General features: G+C 67.5%; 17 protein-coding genes. 14 read left to right on the top strand and 3 right to left on the bottom strand.

The window, feature by feature from the left end:
- Window positions 1-72: 72 nt before the first annotated feature.
- Complete coding sequence (locus tag ASE72_RS05450) at window positions 73-1,542, top strand: tetratricopeptide repeat-containing sulfotransferase family protein (protein ID WP_056017635.1); 1,470 nt, start codon at window positions 73-75, stop codon at window positions 1,540-1,542.
- A 29-nt stretch (window positions 1,543-1,571) separates the two neighbouring features.
- On the opposite strand, the gene ASE72_RS05445 is transcribed toward ASE72_RS05450, so the two are convergent.
- Window positions 1,572-2,093, bottom strand: coding sequence for a hypothetical protein (locus tag ASE72_RS05445; protein WP_056017632.1), 522 nt, complete (start codon window positions 2,091-2,093; stop codon window positions 1,572-1,574).
- Between the two features lie 275 nt (window positions 2,094-2,368).
- Between ASE72_RS05445 and ASE72_RS05440 the strand changes: the two genes are divergently transcribed.
- The gene (locus tag ASE72_RS05440; protein ID WP_056017630.1) at window positions 2,369-5,494 is read left to right on the top strand and encodes a TonB-dependent receptor plug domain-containing protein; all 3,126 of its coding nucleotides are present in this window, start codon (window positions 2,369-2,371) and stop codon (window positions 5,492-5,494) included.
- A 93-nt stretch (window positions 5,495-5,587) separates the two neighbouring features.
- Here the strand turns inward: ASE72_RS05440 and clpB are convergent, their stop codons facing one another.
- Window positions 5,588-8,167, bottom strand: a complete 2,580-nt coding sequence (clpB, locus tag ASE72_RS05435) for an ATP-dependent chaperone ClpB (RefSeq protein WP_056019037.1) — start codon at window positions 8,165-8,167, stop codon at window positions 5,588-5,590.
- A 181-nt stretch (window positions 8,168-8,348) separates the two neighbouring features.
- Here clpB and ASE72_RS05430 point away from each other — a divergent pair, with 181 nt between their 5' ends.
- The gene (locus tag ASE72_RS05430) at window positions 8,349-8,750 is read left to right on the top strand and encodes an acyl-CoA thioesterase (protein WP_056019034.1); all 402 of its coding nucleotides are present in this window, start codon (window positions 8,349-8,351) and stop codon (window positions 8,748-8,750) included.
- Between the two features lie 272 nt (window positions 8,751-9,022).
- Here ASE72_RS05430 and ASE72_RS05425 read toward each other — a convergent pair whose 3' ends face one another.
- The gene (locus ASE72_RS05425) at window positions 9,023-10,417 is read right to left on the bottom strand and encodes a helix-turn-helix domain-containing protein (protein ID WP_056017627.1); all 1,395 of its coding nucleotides are present in this window, start codon (window positions 10,415-10,417) and stop codon (window positions 9,023-9,025) included.
- 101 nt (window positions 10,418-10,518) lie between these two features.
- Between ASE72_RS05425 and ASE72_RS05420 the strand changes: the two genes are divergently transcribed.
- From ASE72_RS05420 to ASE72_RS05370, 11 genes are all read left to right on the top strand, one after another.
- Window positions 10,519-12,045 carry an acyl-CoA carboxylase subunit beta gene (locus ASE72_RS05420; RefSeq protein WP_056017624.1) on the top strand — a complete coding sequence of 509 codons (1,527 nt, stop codon included), beginning with the start codon at window positions 10,519-10,521 and terminating at the stop codon, window positions 12,043-12,045.
- A 59-nt stretch (window positions 12,046-12,104) separates the two neighbouring features.
- The gene (locus ASE72_RS05415; RefSeq protein WP_056017621.1) at window positions 12,105-12,392 is read left to right on the top strand and encodes a hypothetical protein; all 288 of its coding nucleotides are present in this window, start codon (window positions 12,105-12,107) and stop codon (window positions 12,390-12,392) included.
- On the top strand, window positions 12,389-12,607 hold the full coding sequence (locus ASE72_RS05410; RefSeq protein WP_056017617.1) for a hypothetical protein: 219 nt from the start codon (window positions 12,389-12,391) through the stop codon (window positions 12,605-12,607). The genes ASE72_RS05415 and ASE72_RS05410 overlap by 4 nt, the downstream gene beginning before the upstream one ends.
- A complete protein-coding gene (locus tag ASE72_RS05405) occupies window positions 12,604-13,122 on the top strand; it encodes a hypothetical protein (RefSeq protein ID WP_056017614.1) in 519 nt (172 codons plus the stop codon). Before ASE72_RS05410 ends, ASE72_RS05405 begins: the two co-directional genes overlap by 4 nt.
- Entirely contained in the window at window positions 13,119-13,538 is a 420-nt protein-coding gene (gene mce / locus ASE72_RS05400) for a methylmalonyl-CoA epimerase (protein ID WP_056017612.1), read from the top strand. The genes ASE72_RS05405 and mce overlap by 4 nt, the downstream gene beginning before the upstream one ends.
- Window positions 13,538-14,317 (top strand): enoyl-CoA hydratase-related protein, encoded by a 780-nt coding sequence (locus ASE72_RS05395; RefSeq protein ID WP_056017609.1) that lies wholly within the window; start codon window positions 13,538-13,540, stop codon window positions 14,315-14,317. Before mce ends, ASE72_RS05395 begins: the two co-directional genes overlap by 1 nt.
- A 122-nt stretch (window positions 14,318-14,439) precedes the next feature.
- The gene (gene scpA / locus ASE72_RS05390) at window positions 14,440-16,584 is read left to right on the top strand and encodes a methylmalonyl-CoA mutase (protein ID WP_056017606.1); all 2,145 of its coding nucleotides are present in this window, start codon (window positions 14,440-14,442) and stop codon (window positions 16,582-16,584) included.
- A gap of 137 nt (window positions 16,585-16,721) precedes the next feature.
- On the top strand, window positions 16,722-17,708 hold the full coding sequence (gene bioB / locus ASE72_RS05385; protein ID WP_056017603.1) for a biotin synthase BioB: 987 nt from the start codon (window positions 16,722-16,724) through the stop codon (window positions 17,706-17,708).
- Window positions 17,699-18,058 (top strand): lysozyme inhibitor LprI family protein, encoded by a 360-nt coding sequence (locus tag ASE72_RS05380; RefSeq protein ID WP_056017600.1) that lies wholly within the window; start codon window positions 17,699-17,701, stop codon window positions 18,056-18,058. Before bioB ends, ASE72_RS05380 begins: the two co-directional genes overlap by 10 nt.
- 55 nt (window positions 18,059-18,113) lie before the next feature.
- Entirely contained in the window at window positions 18,114-20,213 is a 2,100-nt protein-coding gene (locus ASE72_RS05375) for an acetyl-CoA carboxylase biotin carboxylase subunit (protein WP_056017596.1), read from the top strand.
- A 147-nt stretch (window positions 20,214-20,360) separates the two neighbouring features.
- A complete protein-coding gene (locus ASE72_RS05370) occupies window positions 20,361-22,739 on the top strand; it encodes a DUF3772 domain-containing protein (RefSeq protein WP_056017593.1) in 2,379 nt (792 codons plus the stop codon).
- The last annotated feature ends 1 nt before the right edge of the window (window position 22,740 follow it).

Here is a 22,740-nt window from a genome sequence, read left to right as displayed (position 1 = left end):
CAGTGTAACTCGGGAGGGGATCGGCGGTGCCGGTCCCCTTTTTTTGTCTGCTTAAACGGGTATCCCGCATTCATGAGCATCACCGCCCCCGCCACGCCTGCCGCATTCGTATCGGCTCTCAAGGCGGGTGATCCTGCGCGGGCCGCGTCGATCGCGGCAGCGATGCTGAAGGCGCGCACGCCGCTTGGCGCGCAGTGGCAGGGCGTCGCGCGCTTTGCCGCATCCGAAGCCGAATGGTCGATCGCGGTCGAGGCGATGCGGCGCTATGTTCTCGACGACCCCGCGGCGGTCGATCGCCGTCTCGCGCTGGTCGATATTCTCAGCCAGGCCGGGCGGATCGACGAGGTCGTCGAGATCCTCGAACCGATCGCGGCGCGGCTTCCTGCCGATGCCCGGATCCGCCACGCGCTCGGCATCGGGCTCATCGAACGCGGCGATCGCGAACCCGGTCTCGAGCATCTCCGGGCCGCGCTGGCCGTAGCCCCCGGATCGGGTGCGACATGGCTTGCGCTGGCCAACGCGCGCCGCTTCTCGCACGGGGACGCCGAGTTTTCGCGGCTTGCCGATGCGCAGCCGCTCTTCTCCCGGATGCCGGGTCCCGACCGCGCGCAGGGGCTATATGCGTTCGGCAAGGCGCTTGACGATCTGGGCGAGCACGAGCGCGCATTTGCCGCGTTTGCCGAAGGAGCGAGGCTGGTCGCGGCGACGCGGCCCTATGATGCTGCGGGGGACCGCGCGGCGGCGTTGGCGGCGATCCGTGCGCCAGCCGTGACCGACGTCCCGCCGGTCGATACGCGGGCTGACGGTCGTGCCATCTTCGTGACGGGCAAGCCGCGATCGGGAACGACGCTGGTCGAACAGATTCTGGCGAGCCACAGCCGCGTCGCCGGTGGCGGCGAGATCAACGTGCTGGGATCCGCGGTGCGCGGCGCTCTTGGTCCAGACGGCGCGCGCGCGGTCCAGTCGGGTGTGCCCGACAGCGAGGCGCAGGAGGCGGTGCGCCGTCGATATGGACATTTGCTGACGACGCGGTTCGGCGCCGATGGGCAGGTCGTCGACAAAAGCCTCAACACCAGTCGGTTCGCGCGGATGATCCGCGATGCGATGCCCGACGCACCGATCCTGTGGCTGCGCCGCGATCCGCTGGATACGGCCTGGTCGTCCTTCCGGACGTATTTCGCGCAAGGCGCCGGGTGGAGTTTCGATCTTGCCGCGATGGGGCGCTACCATGCGATCGAGGATGCGCTGCACGCCTATTGGCAGGCGCATTACGGCGCGAAGCTGCTGACGGTGCAGTATGCGGATCTCGTCGCCGATCCCGATGCGACGATCGCGACGCTCCTGACGCATACCGGCCTTCCCGACGAACCGGGCGTGCGTCAGTTCCATGCGGGCCGACGCGTCGTGCAGACCGCGAGCGTCGACCAGGTGCGGCAACCGATCAACCGCGCGGGGCTCGATTCCGCCGCGCCATACCGCGACAAGCTTGCGCCATACGAGCGGGCCTATGGCGAGGCCCGGGCGGCGCTGGGGCTGAGCTAGCGCCTGGCGCGTCCGGGAGGCTCGCCGCCTCAGTTGAGGCGTTTGGCCTTGACTGAGGGCAGGCCGGCGACGCTCAGCCTGAAGCTGCCGAGCGCGGCGCGTTTGATCAGGATCTTGTCGTTGGCGCGGGGGCGTCGGGCGATCACGGTGTCGTCGGTCTGGATCCAGCGCGCGCCGTCCGCGAGCACGAAGCTCCAGCGGCCGAAATCGTCGACCGACGCGCTCGCGAGCGTTGCCTCGATCTGCGGCAGATCCTCGCCGTTGCCGAACAGCCCGGTATCGGGGAGCGCGATCCCGAACAGCGTCCGCCGCGTTTCGCGGACCTGCTGCTGGTCGACGACGACGATCGTGCGGCGCGTCTCGGCGGTGTCGAGCGCGGCGACGGACTCGTCGAAACAGGCGAGCCGCGCGGCGGGCTCGGTAATCGCGCGGCACCGCGTCACCGCGACCAGAAGTGGCGCGCGAGCGGCACCCGCCTTGCGCGCCGCATGCGCCGGCGACACCAGCGAGGCGATCACGCTGCAGAGCGCCAGGACCGTCAATTTCCGCATCGTCGAACCCGCCCTTTTACCGGTGGCAGGCGATAGGGCGGGGTGTCGCGCACGACAAGCGGTTCGCGCGATCGCAGGCCAAAAAGAGACCATTCCGGCATGTTGTAATTTTGTGACAATGAATCGGTAATGCGACGACCCGTTACTTCTGTGCAATTTTCTTTTGGACAATGCTGCTGCCACTTGCGAGATCGCCGCCGGTCGCGCGCTGAAGTGCGCATAAGTAACTCGCGTCAGTCATCCAGGGATCGACGGCGCGGAAGGGGATTAAATACATGCGAAACCTCATGTTTCGAGATTGCCTGCTTGCATCGACGATGATCGCGGGCGTTGTGATGGCGCTTCCGGCCGCTGCCCAGACCGCACCGGCGCCCGTGCCGGCGCCCGCGCCGCAGGGCACGACGAGCGACGATGGCGCCGCGGCGACGACGCCCGCAGTGTCGAACACGCCGAGCGAGGATCCTGCCGCAGCGGGTACCGCCGAGAGCAGCGACATCGTCGTCACGGGCTCGCGTATCTCGAACCCCAATTTGACGTCGGCGAGCCCGATCACGGTCGTGAACGCCGCCGACATCAAGCTGCGCGGCGCGACGCGGATCGAGGACGTGCTCAACAGCCTGCCGGCGTCGTTCGCGACGCAGACCTCGTCGGTGTCGAACGGTTCGACCGGGACCGCGACGATCAACCTGCGCAACCTGGGTGAATCGCGCACGCTGGTGCTGGTCAACGGCCGTCGCCTGATGCCGGGCAACCCCTCGTCGAGCAGCACCGCGAGCGCGGCCGCCGACGTCAACATGATCCCGACCTCGCTGCTCAAGCGCGTCGACGTGCTGACCGGCGGCGCCGGCTCGGTCTATGGCTCGGACGCGATCGGCGGCGTCGTCAACTTCGTGCTCGACACCGACTACGAAGGCTTCAGCGTCGACGTGTCGGGCGGCATCAACAACCACAACAACCGCAGCGAGCGCTTCCAGGCGCTGTCGGCGGCGAGCGGCTATCCTGCGCCGAGCGGCCAGGCATTCGACGGCACGCAGTTCGACATCAACTTCAAGGTCGGTGCGAGCACCAGCGACGGCCGCGGGCATGTCGTGGGCTATGGCGGCTATCGCAAGATCGGTGCGATCCTCCAGGGGTCGCGCGACTACAGCTCGTGCGGTCTGAACGCGCCGGCGGGCAATGTCGGCAACGATTATGTCTGCGGCGGATCGGCCACCGCGTTCCCGGCGAACTTCTCGCTCGGCGATGCGGTCGAGGGTGGGCCGCCGACCGGCTACACGCTGAACGCTGCAGGCGAACTCGTCCCCGGTACGACGCTGTATAACGCCAACCCGCTGAACTATTATCAGCGTCCGGACACGCGCTACACCGCGGGTTTCCTCGCGAAGTACGAAGTCAGCGACGCGTTCAAGCCCTATGCCGACTTCATGTTCATGGACGATCGTTCGGTCGCGCAGATCGCGCCGTCGGGTGATTTCAACAACACGTCGGTGCTGAACTGCAACAACCCGCTGCTGTCGGCGGCGCAGGTCTCGACCTTCTGCCGCGCGTCCAACCTGGTGACCGACGCCAATGGCGCGGTGATCAACCTGACCAACCCTGACGGTACGCAGTATCAGCAGGCGAACGTCCGGATCGGTCGTCGCAACGTCGAGGGCGGCGGGCGTCAGGCGGATCTCCGCCACACCCAGTATCGCTTCGTCGCAGGCGCGACCGGCGACATCGACAAGGGCATTTCGTACGAGGCCTATGGCCAGTTCGGCAGCACCGTGTTCAACCAGGTGTATCGCAACGAATTCTCGATCGCCCGCACGACGCGCGCGCTCGACGCGATCACCGACACGCGTCCCGGCTCGGCGACGCTCGGCCAGGCGGTCTGCCGCTCGGTCGTCGACGGCACCGATCCCAACTGCGTCCCGCTCAACATCTTCGGCGCGGCGGCGATCACGCCGGAAGCGCTGAACTATGTCCAGACCCCGGGCTTCCAGTCGGGCGAGAACAAGGAAACGGTCGTCAACGCGTCGTTCACCTTCAAGGGCGCCGAATATGGCGTGCAGTCGCCGTTCGCGAGCGAGGGCATCGCGCTGAACGTCGGTGGTGAGTACCGCAAGGAATCGCTGAGCCTCGAAGTCGACAACGCGTTCCTGAGCGGCGATCTCGCCGGCCAGGGCGGTGCGACGCTGCCGATCCGCGGCAGCTACAACGTCAAGGAAGTGTTCGGCGAAATCCAGCTTCCGCTGGTCAGCGACCGTCCGTTCTTCAACGAGCTGACGGTGAATGGCGGCTATCGCTATTCGAGCTACAGCACCGCGGGTTCGGCGCATTCGTACAAGGGTGAGCTGGTCTGGGCACCGGTCTCCGACGTCCGCTTCCGTGGCGGCTACAACCGCGCGGTCCGCGCACCGAACACGCAGGAACTGTTCGCCCAGCAGTCGGTCCAGCTCGACGGTGCGACCGATCCCTGCGCCGGTGCCGCCGTCAACGGGCTGGTCAACGGCAACACCGCGGCACAGTGCGCGCTCACCGGCGTTCCCGCGAACCGCTTCGGCCTGATCGCCGCCAACCCGTCGGAGCAGTATAACGGCCTGCTTGGCGGCAACCCGAACCTGCGTCCCGAAAAGGCCGACACGTTCACCGCGGGCGTGATCCTGCGTCCGTCGTTCCTGCCGGGCTTCAACCTGTCGGTCGACGGCTTCCGCATCAAGCTGAAGGACCGGATCGGCGTCATCGGCGCCGACACGATCATCGCGCAGTGCCTCCAGACCGCCGAGCAGCAGTTCTGCGATGCGATCAACCGCGATGCCAACGGCACGCTGTGGCAGGGTAACGCCGGCTTCATCGTCGATACCAACGTCAATGCGGGTACGCTGACGACGCAGGGTATCGAGACGTCGGCGGGCTATACCTACCGGTCGGACAGCATCGGCACGATCGGGCTGTCGTTCAACGGCACCTATGTCGACAAGTTCACGTCGGACAAGGTCGGCGCGAAGTTCGATTGCGCGGGTCTCTATGGCGCGCAGTGCGGTTATCCGATGTCGAAGTGGCGTCACCAGGCGCGTCTGTCGCTCACCACGCTCAGCGGCATCGGCCTGTCGGGCAACTGGCGTCACCTGTCGGCGACCAAGTTCGAGCGCACCAGCAGCGATTCGGATCTGGCCGGGCCGTTCTTCGTCAACGACGCACGCGTGAAGGCGCAGGACTATTTCGACCTCGCCGCCACGATCCGCGTTGCGGACAAGGTGACCTATCGTCTCGGCGTCAACAACGTGCTCGACAAGACGCCGCCGATCCTGAGCGCGACGGCATCGCCGATCGGCTCGTTCGGCAACGGCAACACCTATCCGGGCATCTATGACGCGATCGGTCGCTACCTGTTCGTCGGCCTGACGATCGACATGTAAGCGATCCTTCGGGAGCAAGAAAAAAGGGGCGGCGGATCATCGATCCGTCGCCCCTTTTTTTGTCGACCCGGGACCGCAGGGTCAGGCGCGGGGTCAGGCGACGTGCAGCACGAGCTTGCCGTCGCCTTCGTCGACCTTGACCGTGGTGCCGTCCTTGACCTCGCCGCGCAGGATCATGTCGGCGAGCGGGTCCTGCAGATAGCGCTGGACCGCGCGCTTGAGCGGACGCGCGCCGTAGACGGGATCGTAGCCGACGCGGCCGAGCCACGCGCGCGCGGCATCGGTCAGGTCGAGCACGATCTTGCGATCGGCGAGCAGCTTGTCGACGCGGGATACCTGGATGTCGACGATCGGCGCCATGTGCGCCTGCCCCAGACGGTGGAACAGGATCACCTCGTCGAGCCGGTTGAGGAACTCAGGCCGGAAGTGCGCCCGGACGATCTCCATCACCTGCGGTTCGACCGACGACACGTCGTCGCCCTCGGCCATGTTCGCGAGATACTGGCTGCCGAGATTGCTCGTCAGGATGATCAGCGTGTTGCTAAAATCCACCGTGCGGCCCTGGCCATCGGTCAGGCGGCCGTCGTCGAGCACCTGGAGCAGCACGTTGAACACGTCGCCATGGGCCTTCTCGACCTCGTCGAACAGGATCACCTGATAGGGCCGCCGGCGGACCGCCTCGGTCAGCACGCCGCCCTCCTCATAGCCGACATAGCCGGGAGGCGCGCCGATCAGCCGGGCGACCGCGTGCTTTTCCATGAACTCGCTCATGTCGATGCGGACCATCGCCGAGGGATCGTCGAACAGGAATTCGGCGAGCGCCTTGGTCAGCTCGGTCTTGCCGACGCCCGTCGGCCCCAAGAACAGGAAGCTGCCCAAGGGACGGTTGGGATCCTGCAGCCCCGCGCGGGCGCGGCGGACCGCGGTCGAGACCGCCTTGACCGCATGCGCCTGGCCGATGACACGCTTGCCGATCGTCGCCTCCATCGCGAGCAATTTGTCGCGCTCGCCCTGAAGCATCCGCTCGACCGGGATGCCCGTCCAGCGGCTGACGACGCCGGCGATGTCGTCGGCGGTGACTTCCTCGCGCAGCATCGCGCCCTTGCTCGCCCCCGCCGCCTCGTCGAGCTGGCGCTGCAGCCCGGGGATCGTGCCGTAGGAGAGCTCGCCTGCCTTTGCGAGATCGCCCGAGCGTTGCGCCTGCTCGAGTTCGAGGCGCGCGGCGTCGAGCTGTTCCTTGAGCCGTGCCTCGGCGTTGATCTTGTCCTTCTCGCCCTTCCAGCGCGTCGTCAGCTCGGCGGACTGTTCCTCGAGATTGACGAGGTCGCCCTCGAGCGTGTCGAGCCGGTCGACCGACGCGTCGTCGGTCTCGCGCTTCAACGCTTCGCGCTCGATCTTCAATTGGATGATGCGGCGGTCGAGATTTTCGATCGCCTCGGGCTTGGATTCGACCTCCATGCGGATCCGGCTCGCGGCCTCGTCCATCAGGTCGATCGCCTTGTCGGGGAGGAAGCGGTCGGTGATGTAGCGGTTCGACAGCGTCGACGCGGCGACGATCGCGCCGTCGGTGATCCGCACGCCGTGGTGGAGTTCGTATTTCTCCTTCAACCCGCGCAGGATCGAGATCGTGTCCTCGACGGTGGGTTCGCCGACCATGACGGGCTGGAACCGGCGCTGCAATGCGGGGTCCTTCTCGACATATTTGCGATATTCATCGAGCGTGGTCGCGCCGACGCAGTGGAGCTCGCCGCGTGCGAGTGCGGGTTTCAGGAGGTTGCCCGCGTCCATCGCGCCTTCGGATTTGCCCGCGCCGATCAGCTGGTGCATCTCGTCGATGAACAGGATGATGTCGCCCTCGGCGGCCTTCACCTCGTCGAGCACGCCCTTCAGCCGCTCCTCGAACTCGCCGCGATATTTCGCGCCGGCGATGAGCGAGCCCATGTCGAGCGACATGAGCCGGCGGTCCTTGAGCGTGTCGGGGACGTCGCCGTTGGCGATGCGAAGGGCAAGGCCTTCGGCGATCGCGGTCTTGCCGACGCCGGGTTCGCCGATCAGCGCGGGGTTGTTCTTGGTGCGGCGCGCGAGGATCTGGATCGTGCGGCGGATCTCCTCGTCGCGGCCGATCACGGGGTCGAGCTTGCCGTCGCGCGCCGCCTGCGTCAGGTCGCGCGCGAATTTCTTGAGCGCGTCATAGCGGTCCTCGGCGCCCGCGGTATCCGCGGTGCGGCCCTGGCGGACGGTGTTGATCGCGGTGTTGAGCCCCTCGGGGGTGACGCCCGCGGTCTTGAGCGCCTTGCCCGCGGCGGTGTTGAGCGAGAGCGCGAGCGCGACGAGCAGCCGCTCGACGGTGACGAAGCTGTCGCCCGCCTTGGTCGCGATCTGCTCGGCCTGGTCGAGCACGCGGACCGCGTCATTGTCGATGCCGGGCGTGGTCTGCGCGCCCGAGCCCGAGACGGCGGGGATCTTGGCGAGCGCGAGATCGGTCTCGGACGTCGCGCGCTTCGCGTCGCCGCCCGCCGCCGCGATCAGCCCCGCGGCCATGCCCTGTTCGTCCTCGAGCAGCGCCTTCAACAGATGCTCGGGCGCGATCCGCTGATGGTTCATGCGGATCGCGACGGTCTGCGCGGACTGCAGAAAGCCTTTCGCGCGGTCGGTGAATTTGTCGATGTTCATGACGCATTCCTGTGGGATGGGTTCGGTGTTGGCCAAGACATGGTGTTGCATTTGGGCAACACAAGAGGCGGGCGCTGTCGCAATGCTAGGCGCGGCGCGCGGTGGCTGGAATAGCGTTTATTGTCGGTATCGAAGCCGGCGCGTCATCGCTATGTTCAGGTTCGCGTGCTATATGTCCTGCGTGTCAACAGCCATTCCCCACACCTACGCCATCGGCATCGAGCCGGCCGACATCGACTTCATGGGTCACGTCAACAACGCGAACTATCTGAAGTGGGTACAGGCGGCGGTGATCGACCACTGGCAGCGGCTCGCGCCCGCGGATGCGGTGGCGGGGCATCTGTGGGTCGCGCTCAAACACGAGATCACGTACCGCAAGCCCGCGTTCCTCGACGACGACGTCATCGCGACGGTGCTGCTCGAAAAGGTGCAGGGCGCGCGCGCGTTCTACGAGACGATCATCAAGCGCGGCGAGGATGTGCTCGCCGAGGTGAAGTCGAGCTGGTGCTGTCTGGATGCGGAGACGCTGCGGCCTTCGCGACTGGCGAGCAACGTGGTGGAGCGGTTCTTTCCTAAGGACTGAGGCTTTTCGCCAAGCCTCGTCATTCCCGCGGAGGCGGGAATCCACACTGGCTGGCCTTCGTGAGTAACACCGTGGTTCGCCGGTCTGGATCCCCGCCTTCGCGGGGATGACGGGTTTTGGGCGAGCGTTCTGACAGAAAGCTACCTCCCCGGCGGAGGCCGGGGCCCAATTGGGGAGGGCGTGGTAACGGCGCGCTGCCCCTCGTTATTTCCGTCCCCCAATTGGGCCCCGGCCTTCGCCGGGGGGGTGTTTGGGGCAGGCGAGGGGGCCGCTTACACCACCTCGTACGGGACTGCGCCGCGACGGTTGGGGTCGACGCGGATTTCGCTCGCCGCCGGCGGAAACGCGCGCTGGTCGCAGTCGGGGCGCAGGCAGATGCGGCAGGACGCGCCGATCGGGGTCGCGATGCCGCCGGTGCCGAGCGCGTCGGCATAGATGAACTCCGACGCGTTCGCCTCCTCGCAGCCCAGCGCCACCGCATAGCGGCGGGCGGGGCGCGTGTACGTCTCGGACGGCTTCACCAGCCCCTTCGCCATCGAGACATAGCGGATGCCGTCGGTCGTCTCGATCAGCTGCGTGAGGATGCGGTCGGGGATCGCCACCGCCTCGTGGACGATCCACAACGGACAGGCGCCGCCGAAGCGCGCGAACTGGAGGCGGGTGGCGGAGTGACGCTTGGTGATGTTGCCCGCCATGTCGACGCGGCAGAAGAAGAACGGGATGCCGAGCGCGCCGGGGCGCTGCAAGGTCGAGAGCCGGTGGCAGGTCTGTTCGAAGCTGGTGCCGAAGATCCGCCGCAGCCGGTCGATGTCGTGGCGGACGCTGCGCGCCTCGGCGCGGAAGCGGGTATAGGGCATGACGATCGCGCCCGCGGCGTAATTGGTGAGCCCCGCGGTCAGCAGCGCGCGCGCGGTCTCCGACGCCATGTCGGAGGCGGCAACGATGTCGGCGATCAGGTCGGCGAACTCGCCGCGCGCGACCTGATGCGCGAGCGAGAAGAGCGTGGTCTCGCCGGGCTGCGACCCGTCGAGCCGCAGCGTCGCGCCGTCATAGTCGCGTAAGGGGGCAGCGAGCGCGCCCGAGATTGCCACCGAGACGCCGCGCGCCGCGAGCCGCGCCTCGAGTGCGGCGATCCGGTCGCTGCCGAGCGTCTCGCCGATCTCCTCCGCGCGGCGGTCGAGCGTGTCGACGTAATTGCCCGCGGCGTGAAACCAGTCGCGGACATCCTCCCAGGGGAGCAGCCCGGGCGCGCCTGACCCCGCCACCAGCCGGTCGTCGAGCGCGCGCAACTGCTCCTGCGCACGGCGATAGGCGTCGTGCATCGCGACGAGGCGCTGGGCGAGCAAAGGCTGGTGCTTCAACGCACGGCGGATCGCGCTTTCGTCGAGCGTGGGGGCGGCAACGCTAGTGTCGGTGACGGCTTCCAATGTCGCGACGAGCAGCGCGGTGTCGTCGGCGGCGTCGATGCTGCCCCAGTCGGCGGGAAACTCGCGCGCCAGTGTGACGAGCACGGCTTCGCTGACCGGGCGATCGCCATTCTCGATCTGTGACAGATAGCTGACCGAGATGCCGATCCGGACCGCCATCGCCGCCTGGCTGATCCCGAGCGTCCCGCGAAGGTCGCGCAGCCGGTGTCCGACGAAGAGGCGGCGGGGGGGTGTGGTCATACCCCGAACCTAGTTTGCAAACATGGTGTCTACAAGTTTGCAACATTGCATTTGCGCGAAGCGTCCCGCTCTGTGAAAGCCAGCAACAGGACGGAGAGACGATGTCATCGACGATCGAAGAGCTTGAACGACGCCGCGAAGCCGCAAGAGTGGGCGGGGGTATCAAGCGGATCGGAGCGCAGCACGCCAAGGGGAAGCTTACCGCAAGGGAGCGCCTTGACGTGCTGCTGGACGAGGGATCGTTCGAGGAGCTCGACATGTATGTCGAGCATAACTGCGTCGATTTCGGCATGCAGGACCAGGTGATCCCCGGCGACGGCGTGGTCACGGGATCGGGCACGATCAACGGCCGCCTCGTCTTCGTCTTCAGCCAGGATTTCACGGTATTCGGCGGGTCGCTCAGCGAGCGTCATGCGCAGAAGATCTGCAAGGTGATGGACAGCGCGATGAAGGTCGGCGCGCCGATCATCGGGCTGAACGACAGCGGTGGCGCGCGCATCCAGGAGGGGGTCGCCTCGCTCGGCGGCTATGCCGAGGTGTTCCAGCGCAATGCGCTCGCGAGCGGCGTCGTGCCGCAGCTGTCGCTGATCATGGGGCCGTGCGCGGGCGGCGCGGTCTACAGCCCCGCGATGACCGACTTCATCTTCATGGTGAAGGATTCGAGCTACATGTTCGTGACCGGCCCCGACGTGGTCAAGACGGTGACGAACGAGGTGGTGACGCAGGAGGCGCTCGGCGGCGCGGTGACGCACACGACTAAGACGTCGGTCGCGGACAATGCGTTCGAGAACGACATCGAGGCACTGCTCGCGGCGCGCGACTTCTTCGACTTCCTCCCCGAATCGAACCGTGCGGGCGTGCCCGAGCGGCCGACCGCGGATGACTGGGACCGGATCGAGAACAGCCTCGACACGCTGGTACCGGCGTCGGCGAACCAGCCCTACGACATGCACGAACTGATCCGGAAGGTCGTCGACGAGGGCGATTTCTTCGAGACCCAGCCGGCGCATGCGGCCAACATCATCACCGGTTTCGGCCGGATCGAGGGGCGCACGGTCGGCTTCGTTGCGAACCAGCCGATGGTGCTCGCGGGCGTGCTCGACATCAACAGCTCGAAGAAGGCGGCGCGGTTCGTGCGCTTCTGCGACGCGTTCGAGATCCCGATCGTGACGTTCGTCGACGTCCCCGGCTTCCTGCCCGGCACCGCGCAGGAGCATAACGGCATCATCAAGCACGGCGCGAAGCTGCTGTTCGCCTATGCCGAGGCGACCGTGCCCAAGATCACCGTCATCACGCGCAAGGCGTACGGCGGCGCGTACGACGTGATGGCGTCGAAGCATCTGCGCGGCGACCTCAACTATGCGTGGCCGACCGCGGAGATCGCGGTGATGGGCGCGAAGGGCGCGGTCGAGATCATCTTCCGCGGCAAGACGCCCGAGGAGATCGCGGCGCGCACCGCGGAGTATGAGGCGCGCTTTGCCAATCCGTTCGTCGCGGCGTCCAAGGGGTTCATCGACGAGGTGATCCAGCCGCACTCGACGCGGCGGCGGATCGCGCTGGGCCTGCGCAAGCTGCGCGGCAAGGCGCTGGAGAATCCGTGGAAGAAGCATGACAACATCCCGCTCTGATCGGGCGGCTTGTTGGGTCATGCCAAGCACATTATCATGTCATGCGAAGGAGTCGTGACATGCAGACCGAACGCGTGACGTTTCTGACCACGCCCGATCACAAGGCGGCGCTCGACGCGTTTGCGAGCAGCAATGGCCAGTCGGTCGGGCATGTCCTGCGTGAGGCGTCGAGCCGGTATATCGGACAGCCCACGCCCGAGGAGGAGGCCGAACTGGCGGTGCTCGTGCAGCAGGCCAATGCGGCGATCCCGAAGATGCAGGCTTCGCTCGACAACATGGTCGAGACGCTGGATCGTACGCATCGCAAGGTCGATGCTTTCCTGCGCGACGCAGGTGTCCGTCGGTGAGCGTCTTTGGCGATGCGGTCGGCGCGATCCGGCAGGTCCTCTTGATGCAAACACGGATGGACCAGCTCGACGGACGTATCACCGCGATGGGTGCGGACGTGGAGGGGCTCACCGAAGTGCTGGCCGACGTGCGGGACCGGGTTTCGCGCCTCGAAGGCATTATAGAAGGCGTAGCAATGGCCGCCGGGCGACAGCAGCGGAGGATCGAGGAATGATCGCGCTGATCCTTCTTCAGGCGGCGGCTGCGACGGGGGTGGCAACGCCCGCGTGGAAGCTCGCCGACCGGACCAATCCGGCGGGGGTGCGCAGCATCTCCGCGTCGGTCACGGGCAATGACGGGCTGTCGCGGTTCGTCGTGAAGTGCGACGTCGGCACCGAGCCGATCGTGTCGATCCAGTTCATCCAGCCGCAGTCGCTCGGGCAAGGCGCGGACAAGCCCGTCGCGGTGCGGTTCGATGGCGGGCCGGCGTTCACCTATAACTGGCAGTTTCCGGGGACGGGGACGTATATCATCGATCCCGAGGCGATCACGCGGCTGACGACGTTCCTCGTGAAATCGAAGACGTTGCGCGTCGAGACGACCAACGGCGCGGGCTTTGCGGTGCAGGCCAATTTCGCCGCGCCGGCGAGCGACGCGATGGTCCGCCAGGTGCTCGGCGTGTGCGGCTATACGCTCGGCGTCGTGCCGCCCCCGCCGCCCCCGCCGCCCGCACCAAAGGATACGCAATGATGCTTGGCCGCCTCAACCATGTCGGCGTCGCGACGCCGTCGATCGCGAAGTCGGTCGAGACGTATCGGGTGTTGCTCGGCGCGACCGCGATCGGGGAGCCGTTCGATCTGCCCGCGCAGGGCGTGAAGGTGTGCTTCATCGATGCGCCCAACACGCAGATCGAGCTGATCGAACCCTATGACGACAGCTCGCCGATCGCGGGGTTCCTGCGCAAGAACCCGGCGGGGGGGCAGCATCATGTGTGTTTCGAGGTGCCCGACATTGCGGCGGCGGTTGCGGATCTGAAGGCGAAGGGCGCGACCGTGCTCGGCGAACCGCGGATCGGTGCGCACGGCACGCCGATCGTGTTCGTCCACCCGAAGGACTTTGGCGGGATGCTCGTCGAACTGATGGAAACACCGAAAGGGGGGCACTGATGGCCGAGCATATCCTGAGCGAGCGGCGTGGTGACGTGCTGGTGCTGACGCTCAACCGGCCCGACCGGCTGAATGCGGCGCCGCCGGCGATGTTCGAGGAGATCGCCGCGGCGGTCGCCTCTCTCGACGGTGCGCGGGCGGTGTTGATCGCGGGCGCGGGGCGGGCGTTCTGTTCGGGGGCGGATGTCGGTAGCGGCGCGCTGGGGTCGGACGATCCGGGTGCGGCAACCTATCAGGCGCTGACGGGCAGCTATAATCCGGCGATGACGGCGATCGCGGAGCTTGGCGTGCCGGTGGTGAGCGCAGTGCGCGGGCCGGCGGCGGGGATCGGGTGCAGCCTCGCGCTTGCCGCGGATTTCTGCGTTGCCAGCGAGAGCGCGTATTTCCTCCAGGCGTTCGTCAATATCGGGCTGGTCCCCGATGGCGGCGCGTCGTGGATGCTCCCGAGGCTGATTGGCAAGGCGCGGGCGACCGAGATGATGATGCTCGGCGAGCGCGTGCCTGCCGCCAAGGCGCTCGACTGGGGGATGGTGCACAAGGTCGTCGCGGACGACGCGCTCGACGCGGAGGCGTTCGCGCTGGCGGAGCGGCTCGCGGCGATGCCGACGGTGGCATTGGGGCTGATGCGGCGGGCGATCACCGCGGCCTATGCGAGCGATTATGCGGGCGCGATGGAGGCCGAGGCGGTCAACCAGCGTGCGGCGCGCGGGTCTGCGGATTCGATGGAGGGCGGGATCGCGTTCCTGACGAAGCGCAAGCCGGTGTTCACGGGGAAGTGACGACACGCGCTTCTCGTTCCCCGGCGGAGGCCGGGGCCCAGGCTCGATGCGCAGCATCGAACGCGCTGCCGCGCGCGATTTATTTTAGGGCTGGGCCCCGGCCTTCGCCGGGGAACTAGAGTATGACTGACAAACTGAATCCGACGCTTGCCGAGTGGGAGGCTGCCGCCGCGAAAGAGGTCAAGGGCGCGGACCTGACCTGGGCGACGCCCGAGGGGATCGACGTCAAGCCGCTCTATACCGCGGACGACGTGACCGCGGATCCGGGGTTGCCCGGGTTCGCGCCGTTCACGCGCGGGGTGCGGGCGTCGATGTATGCGGGGCGGCCGTGGACGATCCGGCAATATGCGGGGTTCTCGACCGCGGAGGCGTCGAACGCGTTCTACAGGCGCAATCTTGCCGCGGGGCAGAAGGGGCTCTCGGTCGCGTTCGATCTGGCGACGCATCGTGGCTATGACAGCGACCATCCGCGCGTGACGGGCGATGTCGGCAAGGCCGGCGTCGCGATCGACAGCGTCGAGGACATGAAGATCCTGTTCGACGGCATCCCGCTCGACAAGATGTCGGTCAGCATGACGATGAACGGCGCGGTGATCCCGATCCTCGCCTTCTTCATCGTCGCGGGCGAGGAGCAGGGCGTGCCGCGGCACCTGCTCGACGGGACCATCCAGAACGACATCCTCAAGGAGTTCATGGTCCGCAACACCTATATCTACCCGCCTGAACCCTCGATGCGGATCATCTCGGACATCTTCGGCTACACCAGCCGCGAGATGCCCAAGTTCAACAGCATCTCGATCAGCGGCTATCACATGCAGGAGGCCGGGGCGACGCAGCTCCACGAGCTCGCCTTCACGATCGCCGACGGCATGGAATATGTGAAATACGGCGTCGCGTCCGGGCTCGACATCGACAAGTTCGCCGGGCGCCTCTCGTTCTTCTTCGCGATCGGCATGAACTTCTTCATGGAGATCGCCAAGCTGCGTGCGGCGCGCGTGCTGTGGCACCGCGCGATGACGCAGCTGGGCGCGCAGGACGAGCGGTCGAAGATGCTGCGCACGCATTGCCAGACGAGCGGCGTGTCGCTGACCGAGCAGGACCCGTACAACAACGTCATGCGCACGACGATCGAGGCGATGGCGGCGATGCTGGGGGGCACGCAGTCGCTCCACACCAACGCGCTCGACGAGGCGATCGCGCTACCGACCGACTTTTCCGCGCGGATCGCGCGCAACACGCAGATCGTGCTGCAGGAAGAGACGGGGATGACCAAGGTCGTCGATCCGCTCGGCGGCAGTTACTATGTCGAGAGCCTGACGCAGAGCCTGGTCGACGGCGCGTGGACGCTGATCGAGCGGATCCAGGCCGAAGGCGGGATGGCGAAGGCGGTCGCGGCGGGCTGGCCCAAGGCGATGATCGAGGAAGCCGCCGCGGGACGCCAGGCGCGCGTCGATCGCGGCGAGGACGTGATCGTCGGGGTGAACAAGTACAAGCTGGCCGAACAGGACGCGATCGAGATCCTCGACGTCGACAATGTCGCGGTGCGCGCCGGGCAGGTCGAGCGGATCGCGCGGGTGAAGGCGACTCGCGACGAGGATTCGTGCCGGGCGGCGCTCGATGCGCTGCGCGAGGGGGCGAAGGGGTCGGAGAACCTGCTCGCGCTTGCGGTCGAGTGCGCGCGGGCGCGGGCGACCTTGGGCGAGATCTCGTCGGCGATGGAGGATGTGTTCGGGCGCTACGGGACGCAGCCGACGCCGGTGTCGGGCGTCTATGGCGGCGCCTATGAGGACGATGCGCGCTGGACGCGGCTGACCGACGGGGTCGAAGCGACCGAGCGGCGGCTGGGACGCAAGCCCCGCATGCTGGTCGCCAAGATGGGGCAGGACGGGCATGACCGCGGCGCGAACCTCGTCTCGTCGATGTTCGGCGATCTGGGGTTCGAGATCGTGCCGGGCGCGCTGTTCCAGACCCCGGCGGAGGTCGCCGCGCTGGCGCTGGCCAAGGACGTCGACGTGGTCGGCGCGTCGAGCCTGGCGGCGGGGCACAAGACGCTGATCCCCGAGCTGATCGGCCACCTGCGCGAGGCGGGACGCGCGGATATCAAGGTGATCGCGGGTGGCGTTATTCCCGCACAGGACTATCAGGCGCTGCGTGATGCCGGGGTCCAGGCGATCTTCGGACCCGGCACCAACCTGATCCAGGCCGCCGAGGACGTGTTGAAGCTCCTCGGCCATAATATGGGCCCGCAAGAGGAAGCCGCAGAATGACCGATACGATGGCAAATCTTCTCCCCTCCCGCACGCGGGAGGGGCCGGGGGTGGGCTCGCGCCATCAGCCGGACGCGACGCCGGTAGCGCGTGCCCACCCCCCGACCCCCTCCCGCGAGCGGGCGGGGGAGGTGCGTATGGACTGGACGCGGGCGGAGATCGCGGCGTTGTTCGACCTGCCGTTCGACGAACTCATGTACCAGGCACAGACCGTTCACCGCGCGCATCATGCGGTGAGCGAAGTGCAGCTGTGCACGCTCCTGTCGATCAAGACCGGCGGGTGCCCCGAGGATTGCGGCTATTGTTCGCAGTCGGCGAGCGCGGATACGCAGCTGAAGGCGGAAAAGCTGATGGACGTCGATGCGGTGCTCGCCGACGCGGCGCATGCCAAGGCGGCGGGATCGCAGCGTTTCTGCATGGGCGCGGCGTGGCGCAACCCCAAAGCCCGCGACATGCCGAAGGTCGTGGCCATGGTCGAGGGCGTCCGCGCGATGGGGCTGGAGACGTGCATGACGCTCGGCATGCTCGACGCGGAGCAGGCGCGGCAGCTCGCCGATGCGGGGCTCGATTACTACAACCATAATATCGACACTTCCCCTGAGAATTACGGCAACGTCATTACCACGCGGACCTTCGAGGACCGGCTGGAGACGCTGGCCAACGTGCGCGATGCGGGCATATCGGTGTGCTGCGGCGGGATCGTCGGGATGGGCGAGACGCGCGGTGACCGCGTCGGCTTCGTCCATGCGCTCGCCACGCTGCCGCGACATCCCGAGAGCGTGCCGGTCAATGCGCTGGTGCCGGTCAAGGGGACGGTGCTCGGCAACATGCTCGCCGACACGCCGCTCGCCAAGATCGACGATATCGAGTTCGTGCGGACCGTCGCGGTCGCGCGGATCACGATGCCGCTGAGCATGGTGCGGCTGTCGGCGGGGCGCGAGAGCATGTCCGAGGCGACGCAGGCGCTGTGCTTCATGGCGGGGGCGAATTCGATCTTCACCGGCGACACGCTGCTGACGACGGGCAATGCGGGCGACAGCGCGGATGCGGCGTTGCTGGCCAAGCTGGGGATGACGCCGATGACGGGTGCCGAACCGATGCGCGAGGCCAAGACATGCTGCTGATCGCACTTCTGATCGCCGCCGCGCCGATGCAGACACAGGCGCAGATGACCCGGTCCGCGGGCAGCAGCTATGCGCAGGCGGATGCGGCGATGACCGCGCAGTGGAAGCGGACCTATGCCTATATGAAGCAACGCGACGGGCAGGACGGGTCGCGCGGCGGCGGGTTCGGCTATGCCGCGGCGCTGCTCGAGAGCCAGCGTGCGTGGCTCAAGTTCCGCGACACGCAATGCGTGATCGAGGGCGGGCAATATGCCGGCGGATCGGCGCAGGGGATGACGGTCGCCGGCTGTCGCACCGACCTGACCAAGGCACGGACCGTGCAGCTCAAATCGATGATCTGGTACCAGTAATTACACGTCCGCACCCGGCGCCAAGCCGGGGAGACGGCACAGTTTAGGGCGAGAGATGTTCAAGAAAATCCTGGTCGCCAATCGCGGCGAGATCGCATGCCGCGTGATGCGCACCGCCAAGGCGATGGGGATCAAGACCGTCGCGGTCTATTCCGACGCCGATGTGCGCAGCCCGCACGTGCTGATGGCGGACGAGAGCGTGCGGCTGGGGCCAGCGCCCGCGGCGGAGAGCTATCTCAAGGCCGAGCTGATCCTGCTGGCGGCCAAGGAGACGGGCGCGGACTGTATCCATCCGGGATACGGTTTCCTGTCCGAGCGCGAGAGCTTCGCGCGCGCGTGTGCCGAGGCGGGGATCGCGTTCGTCGGCCCGCCGCCGGCTGCGATCGCGGCGATGGGCGACAAGATCGAATCGAAGAAGCTCGCCAAGGCGGCGGGCGTCAACGTCGTGCCGGGCTATCTGGGCGAGATCGCGGACACCGACGAGGCGGTGCGGATCGCGGGCGACATCGGCTATCCGGTGATGATGAAGGCGTCGGCGGGCGGCGGCGGCAAGGGCATGCGGCTGGCCTATAGCGAGCAGGACGTCCGCGAGGGCTTCGAGGCGACCAAGCGCGAGGGGCTGGCATCGTTCGGCGACGACCGCGTGTTCATCGAGAAGTTCATCGAAAGCCCGCGGCATATCGAGATCCAGCTGATCGGCGACCAGCATGGCAACATCGTCTATCTGAACGAGCGCGAATGCTCGATCCAGCGGCGGCACCAGAAGGTCGTCGAGGAGGCGCCGTCGCCGTTCGTGACGCCCAAGATGCGCAAGGCGATGGGCGAGCAGGCGGTCGCGCTGGCGCGGGCGGTGGGCTATTATTCGGCGGGGACGGTCGAGCTGATCGTGTCGGGCGCGGATACGAGCGGCGAGGGATTCTACTTCCTCGAGATGAACACGCGGCTCCAGGTCGAGCATCCGGTGACCGAGGAGATTACCGGGCTCGATCTGGTCGAGCTGATGATCCGGGTCGCGGCGGGCGAGCCGCTGGGGTTCGCGCAGGACGCGGTGAAGCTGAACGGCTGGTCGATCGAGAACCGCGTCTATGCGGAGGATCCGTATCGCGGGTTCCTGCCGAGCATCGGGCGGCTGGTGCGGTATAATCCGCCCGAGACGTCCCCCGTGACTTCGACGTCACCCCAGCGAACGCTGGGGTCTTCCGGTGGGGACGCGCGCGGCTCGAACGGGGAGACCCCAGCGTTCGCTGGGGTGACGGACCGTCTGGATGCCTCCGCCGAACCCCGCGTGCGCGTCGACGACGGCGTGCGCGAGGGGGGTGAGGTCAGCATGTTCTATGACCCGATGATCGCCAAGCTGATCACCTGGGCGCCGACGCGCGAGGGGGCGGTCGCGGCGCAGATCGCGGCGCTCGACGCGTTCGAGCTCGAGGGGCCGGGGAACAACATCGATTTCCTGTCGGCGATCATGCAGCATCCGCGCTTCCAGTCGGGGGCGCTGACGACCGGGTTCATCGCCGAGGAATATCCCGACGGGTTCCACGGCGCGCCCGCGGATGCCGACTTGCTGAGGACGCTTGCCGCCGTCGCCGCGTTCGCCGCCACCGCGGAGGCCGATCGCGCGCGGCGGGTCGACGGGCAACTCGGCAAGCGGCTTCGCCCGCCCGCCGACTGGGTGGTGACGATCGACACGGTCGACCATGCGGTGTCGGTGTCGACCGACGGGATCGCGGTCGATGGCGCGGCGCTCGATATGTCGCTCGAATACACCCCGGGCGACCGGATGGTGGTGGTCGAGGGCGACGAGCATCTGACGATCCGCATCGCCAGGGCGCGCGCGGGGTTCAAGCTGACGACGCGCGGCGCGAGCCATGTCGCGCGCGTGCTGCCCGCGCGGGTCGCGCCCTATGCCGCGCACATGATCGAGAAGGTCGCGCCCGACCTCTCGAAATTCCTGATCTGCCCGATGCCGGGTCTGCTCGTGCGGCTCGACGTCGCGGCGGGGGACAGGGTCGAGGCGGGGCAGGCGCTCGCGGTGGTCGAGGCGATGAAGATGGAGAACATCCTGCGCGCGGAAAAGACGGGCGTGGTGAAGGCGGTGGCGGCCAAGACGGGCGACAGCCTCGCGGTGGATCAGGTGATCCTCGAGCTGGAATAGGGGGAGACGCCGCTTGTGTCCCCGCGAAGGCGGGGACCCAGACTGGGCTCCCGCCTTCGCGGGAGAACAGGGGGGCGGTGGGTAAGGGCGGGGAGCCATCGCGGCTGCCCCTCCCGTTTTTGACCGCGAGGCTGTAGAGCCGGGCGGATGAGCGTTTTTCGTTATCTTGCCGCGGTGCTGCTTCTCGTGTCCGCGCTGCCCGCGACGGCGCAGGACGAGCCCAAGGTCGCGACCGTCGCGGCGGGGCTGACGCGCGCGTCGGCGGAACTCCAGGCGATCGACGATGCGGCGGTGGATGCGCGCGACGATGCGGCGCGGCAGGCGCTGCGCGTGCGCGCGCAGGCGGTGCAGGCGACCGCAGCCGACGCGGTCCGTGTGCTGACGCCCGAGATGGCGCTGGTCCAGGCGCGCGTAACCGAGCTCGGCGCGACGACGCCCGGGGTGGTCGAGGCGCCCGAGATCCGCCAGCAGCGCCGACTGCTCGCGCAGAGCCAGTCGGCGCTCGATTCGGCGATCAAGCGCGCGCGGCTGATCGGGGTCGAGGCCAAGCAGCAGATCGACGATATCGGGGCGGCGGAGGCGGAGGAACTCGGCCAGCAGCTCTCCGAGAAATCGCCGTCGCCGCTGTCGCCGACGCTGTGGACCGCGATCGTCGATCACCTGCCGCGCGACACCGCCAGGCTCAACCGGTTCGCGGCGGGGGGGGCGAGGCAGTTCGTCCAGCGGTTCGACAGCCGCGCCGCGACGATCGCGCTCGCCGGGCTGCTCGCCGCGCTGGTGCTGCTCTGGCCCGTACGCGGCGCGCTGCACCGGATGGGGCGCGGCTATGCGACCAACCATGCGCCGGGCGGGCGGATAAGGCGGTCGGCCTATGCGCTGTGGCTGGTCGTGATCGGGACGCTGTTGCCGGGGTTCGCGGCGCTCGCGCTGGTGACGTCGCTGCGCTGGTCGGCGCTGTTGTCGACGCCGTGGAACACGCTGGCGTCGAGTTTCGTCGGGTTGTCGTTCTTCACCGCATTCCTGTCGTCGCTCGGCGGTGCGCTGTTGCTGCGCGCGCAGCCGACGTGGCGGCTGCTGCCGATCGGCGATACCGCCGCGCAGCGCCTCAGGCCCTATACCTGGGCGGCGGCGGCGCTGATCTTTGCCGGGCAGTTGTTGATCGCGGGGAACGTGCTGATCGGCGCGAGCGCGGCGGCGTCGACCGCGGCGAACGCGCTGATCGCGGTGCTGCATCTCGGGCTGATCGCGAGCGTGCTGATGGCGCTCGGCCGGCTGCGCGCGGCGGCGTTGCCCGACCCCGAAAAGCCCGCGCGCAACAGCGTGCTCGCGATCGTCGCGCTGCTGGTGTGGATCGCGGTCGTCGTCGCGCTGGTCGCGACGCTGATCGGCTATGTCAATTTCGGGCTGAAGATCGGCCAGTGGATGCTGTGGGGCGCGATCGTCGGCGCGACGCTGTATTTGTTGATGACGTTCACCGACGACGCGTCGCGCGCCGCGCTGTCGAGCACCAACCGGATCGGCCGGACCGCGAACAGCGGCTTCGGCGTCGGCAACCGGACGGTCGACCAGATCGGCGTGCTGGTGTCGGCGGCGCTGCGGCTGGTGCTGATCATGCTCGCGATCGGCGCGGTGATGGCGCCGTTCGGCGCGGGCGTGACCTCGGTGTTCGAGCTGTTCGGGACGGTCGCGGGCGGCGTCACGATCGGCGAGGTGACGATTTCGCCGGGGGCGGTGCTGCGGTCGTTCGCGGTGCTGTTCGTCGCGCTCGCGATCATGCGCGGGCTGCAGCACTGGCTGGTCAACAGCTATCTGCCGACGACCGCGATGGATGCGGGCGCACAGAATTCGGTGACGATGGTCGCGCGCTATGCCGGGATCATCGCCGCGGTGCTGTGGGCGCTCGCTGCGCTGGGCATCGGGATGGAGAAGCTCGCGGTCGTGCTCGGCGCGCTGTCGGTCGGGATCGGGTTCGGGTTGCAGGCGATCACGCAGAACTTCGTCTCGGGGCTGATCCTGCTCGCCGAGCGGCCGGTCAAGATCGGCGACTGGGTGCGGATCGGCAACCAGGAGGGCGACGTGAAGCGGATCAACGTGCGCTCGACCGAGATCCAGGTCGCGGACCGGTCGACGCTGATCGTCCCCAATTCGGAGCTGATCACCAAGACGATCCAGAACATGACGCTGGCAGCCCCCATTGGCCGGATCCAGCTGCAATTCTCCGTCCCGCTCGAAAGCGACATCGATGCGGTGCGGACGATGCTGTTCGCGGCGTTCGCGGAAAAGCCCGAGGTGCTCGACGATCCCGAGGTCAAGGTGTTCATCGATTCGATCGACGCGGGCCGCGTCAAGCTCAACTGCTTTGCCTATGTCGCAAGCCCGCGCGACACCTATCCGGTGCGCAGCGACCTGCTGTTCACGCTGTTGCGCCAGTTCCGCGAGGCGGGGATCGACCTCGGCACGACGACGACCAAGATGGAGCTGATTGCGGCGCCGCCGGTGTCCGTCGTGCCGTCGGTGACGCCGTGAG

Origin of the sequence: Sphingomonas sp. Leaf20 (genome assembly GCF_001421535.1) — a bacterium.
Taxonomy (GTDB): domain Bacteria; phylum Pseudomonadota; class Alphaproteobacteria; order Sphingomonadales; family Sphingomonadaceae; genus Sphingomonas.
The sequence above is the reverse complement of the archived record's forward strand: the minus strand, read 5'-3'. Positions and strand labels throughout refer to the sequence as shown.

Excerpts from the sequence above, each read along its gene's own strand:
- ASE72_RS05370 (WP_056017593.1), top strand. The coding sequence starts at position 20,361 with ATGAGCGTTTTTCGTTATCTTGCCGCGGTGCTGCTTCTCGTGTCCGCG.
- ASE72_RS05415 (WP_056017621.1), top strand. The coding sequence starts at position 12,105 with ATGCAGACCGAACGCGTGACGTTTCTGACCACGCCCGATCACAAGGCG.
- scpA (WP_056017606.1), top strand. The coding sequence starts at position 14,440 with ATGACTGACAAACTGAATCCGACGCTTGCCGAGTGGGAGGCTGCCGCC.
- ASE72_RS05445 (WP_056017632.1), bottom strand. The coding sequence starts at position 2,093 with ATGCGGAAATTGACGGTCCTGGCGCTCTGCAGCGTGATCGCCTCGCTG.
- ASE72_RS05450 (WP_056017635.1), top strand. The coding sequence starts at position 73 with ATGAGCATCACCGCCCCCGCCACGCCTGCCGCATTCGTATCGGCTCTC.
- ASE72_RS05380 (WP_056017600.1), top strand. The coding sequence starts at position 17,699 with ATGCTGCTGATCGCACTTCTGATCGCCGCCGCGCCGATGCAGACACAG.
- ASE72_RS05440 (WP_056017630.1), top strand. The coding sequence starts at position 2,369 with ATGCGAAACCTCATGTTTCGAGATTGCCTGCTTGCATCGACGATGATC.
- mce (WP_056017612.1), top strand. The coding sequence starts at position 13,119 with ATGATGCTTGGCCGCCTCAACCATGTCGGCGTCGCGACGCCGTCGATC.
- ASE72_RS05425 (WP_056017627.1), bottom strand. The coding sequence starts at position 10,417 with ATGACCACACCCCCCCGCCGCCTCTTCGTCGGACACCGGCTGCGCGAC.
- clpB (WP_056019037.1), bottom strand. The coding sequence starts at position 8,167 with ATGAACATCGACAAATTCACCGACCGCGCGAAAGGCTTTCTGCAGTCC.
- ASE72_RS05375 (WP_056017596.1), top strand. The coding sequence starts at position 18,114 with ATGTTCAAGAAAATCCTGGTCGCCAATCGCGGCGAGATCGCATGCCGC.
- ASE72_RS05395 (WP_056017609.1), top strand. The coding sequence starts at position 13,538 with ATGGCCGAGCATATCCTGAGCGAGCGGCGTGGTGACGTGCTGGTGCTG.
- bioB (WP_056017603.1), top strand. The coding sequence starts at position 16,722 with ATGGACTGGACGCGGGCGGAGATCGCGGCGTTGTTCGACCTGCCGTTC.
- ASE72_RS05405 (WP_056017614.1), top strand. The coding sequence starts at position 12,604 with ATGATCGCGCTGATCCTTCTTCAGGCGGCGGCTGCGACGGGGGTGGCA.
- ASE72_RS05420 (WP_056017624.1), top strand. The coding sequence starts at position 10,519 with ATGTCATCGACGATCGAAGAGCTTGAACGACGCCGCGAAGCCGCAAGA.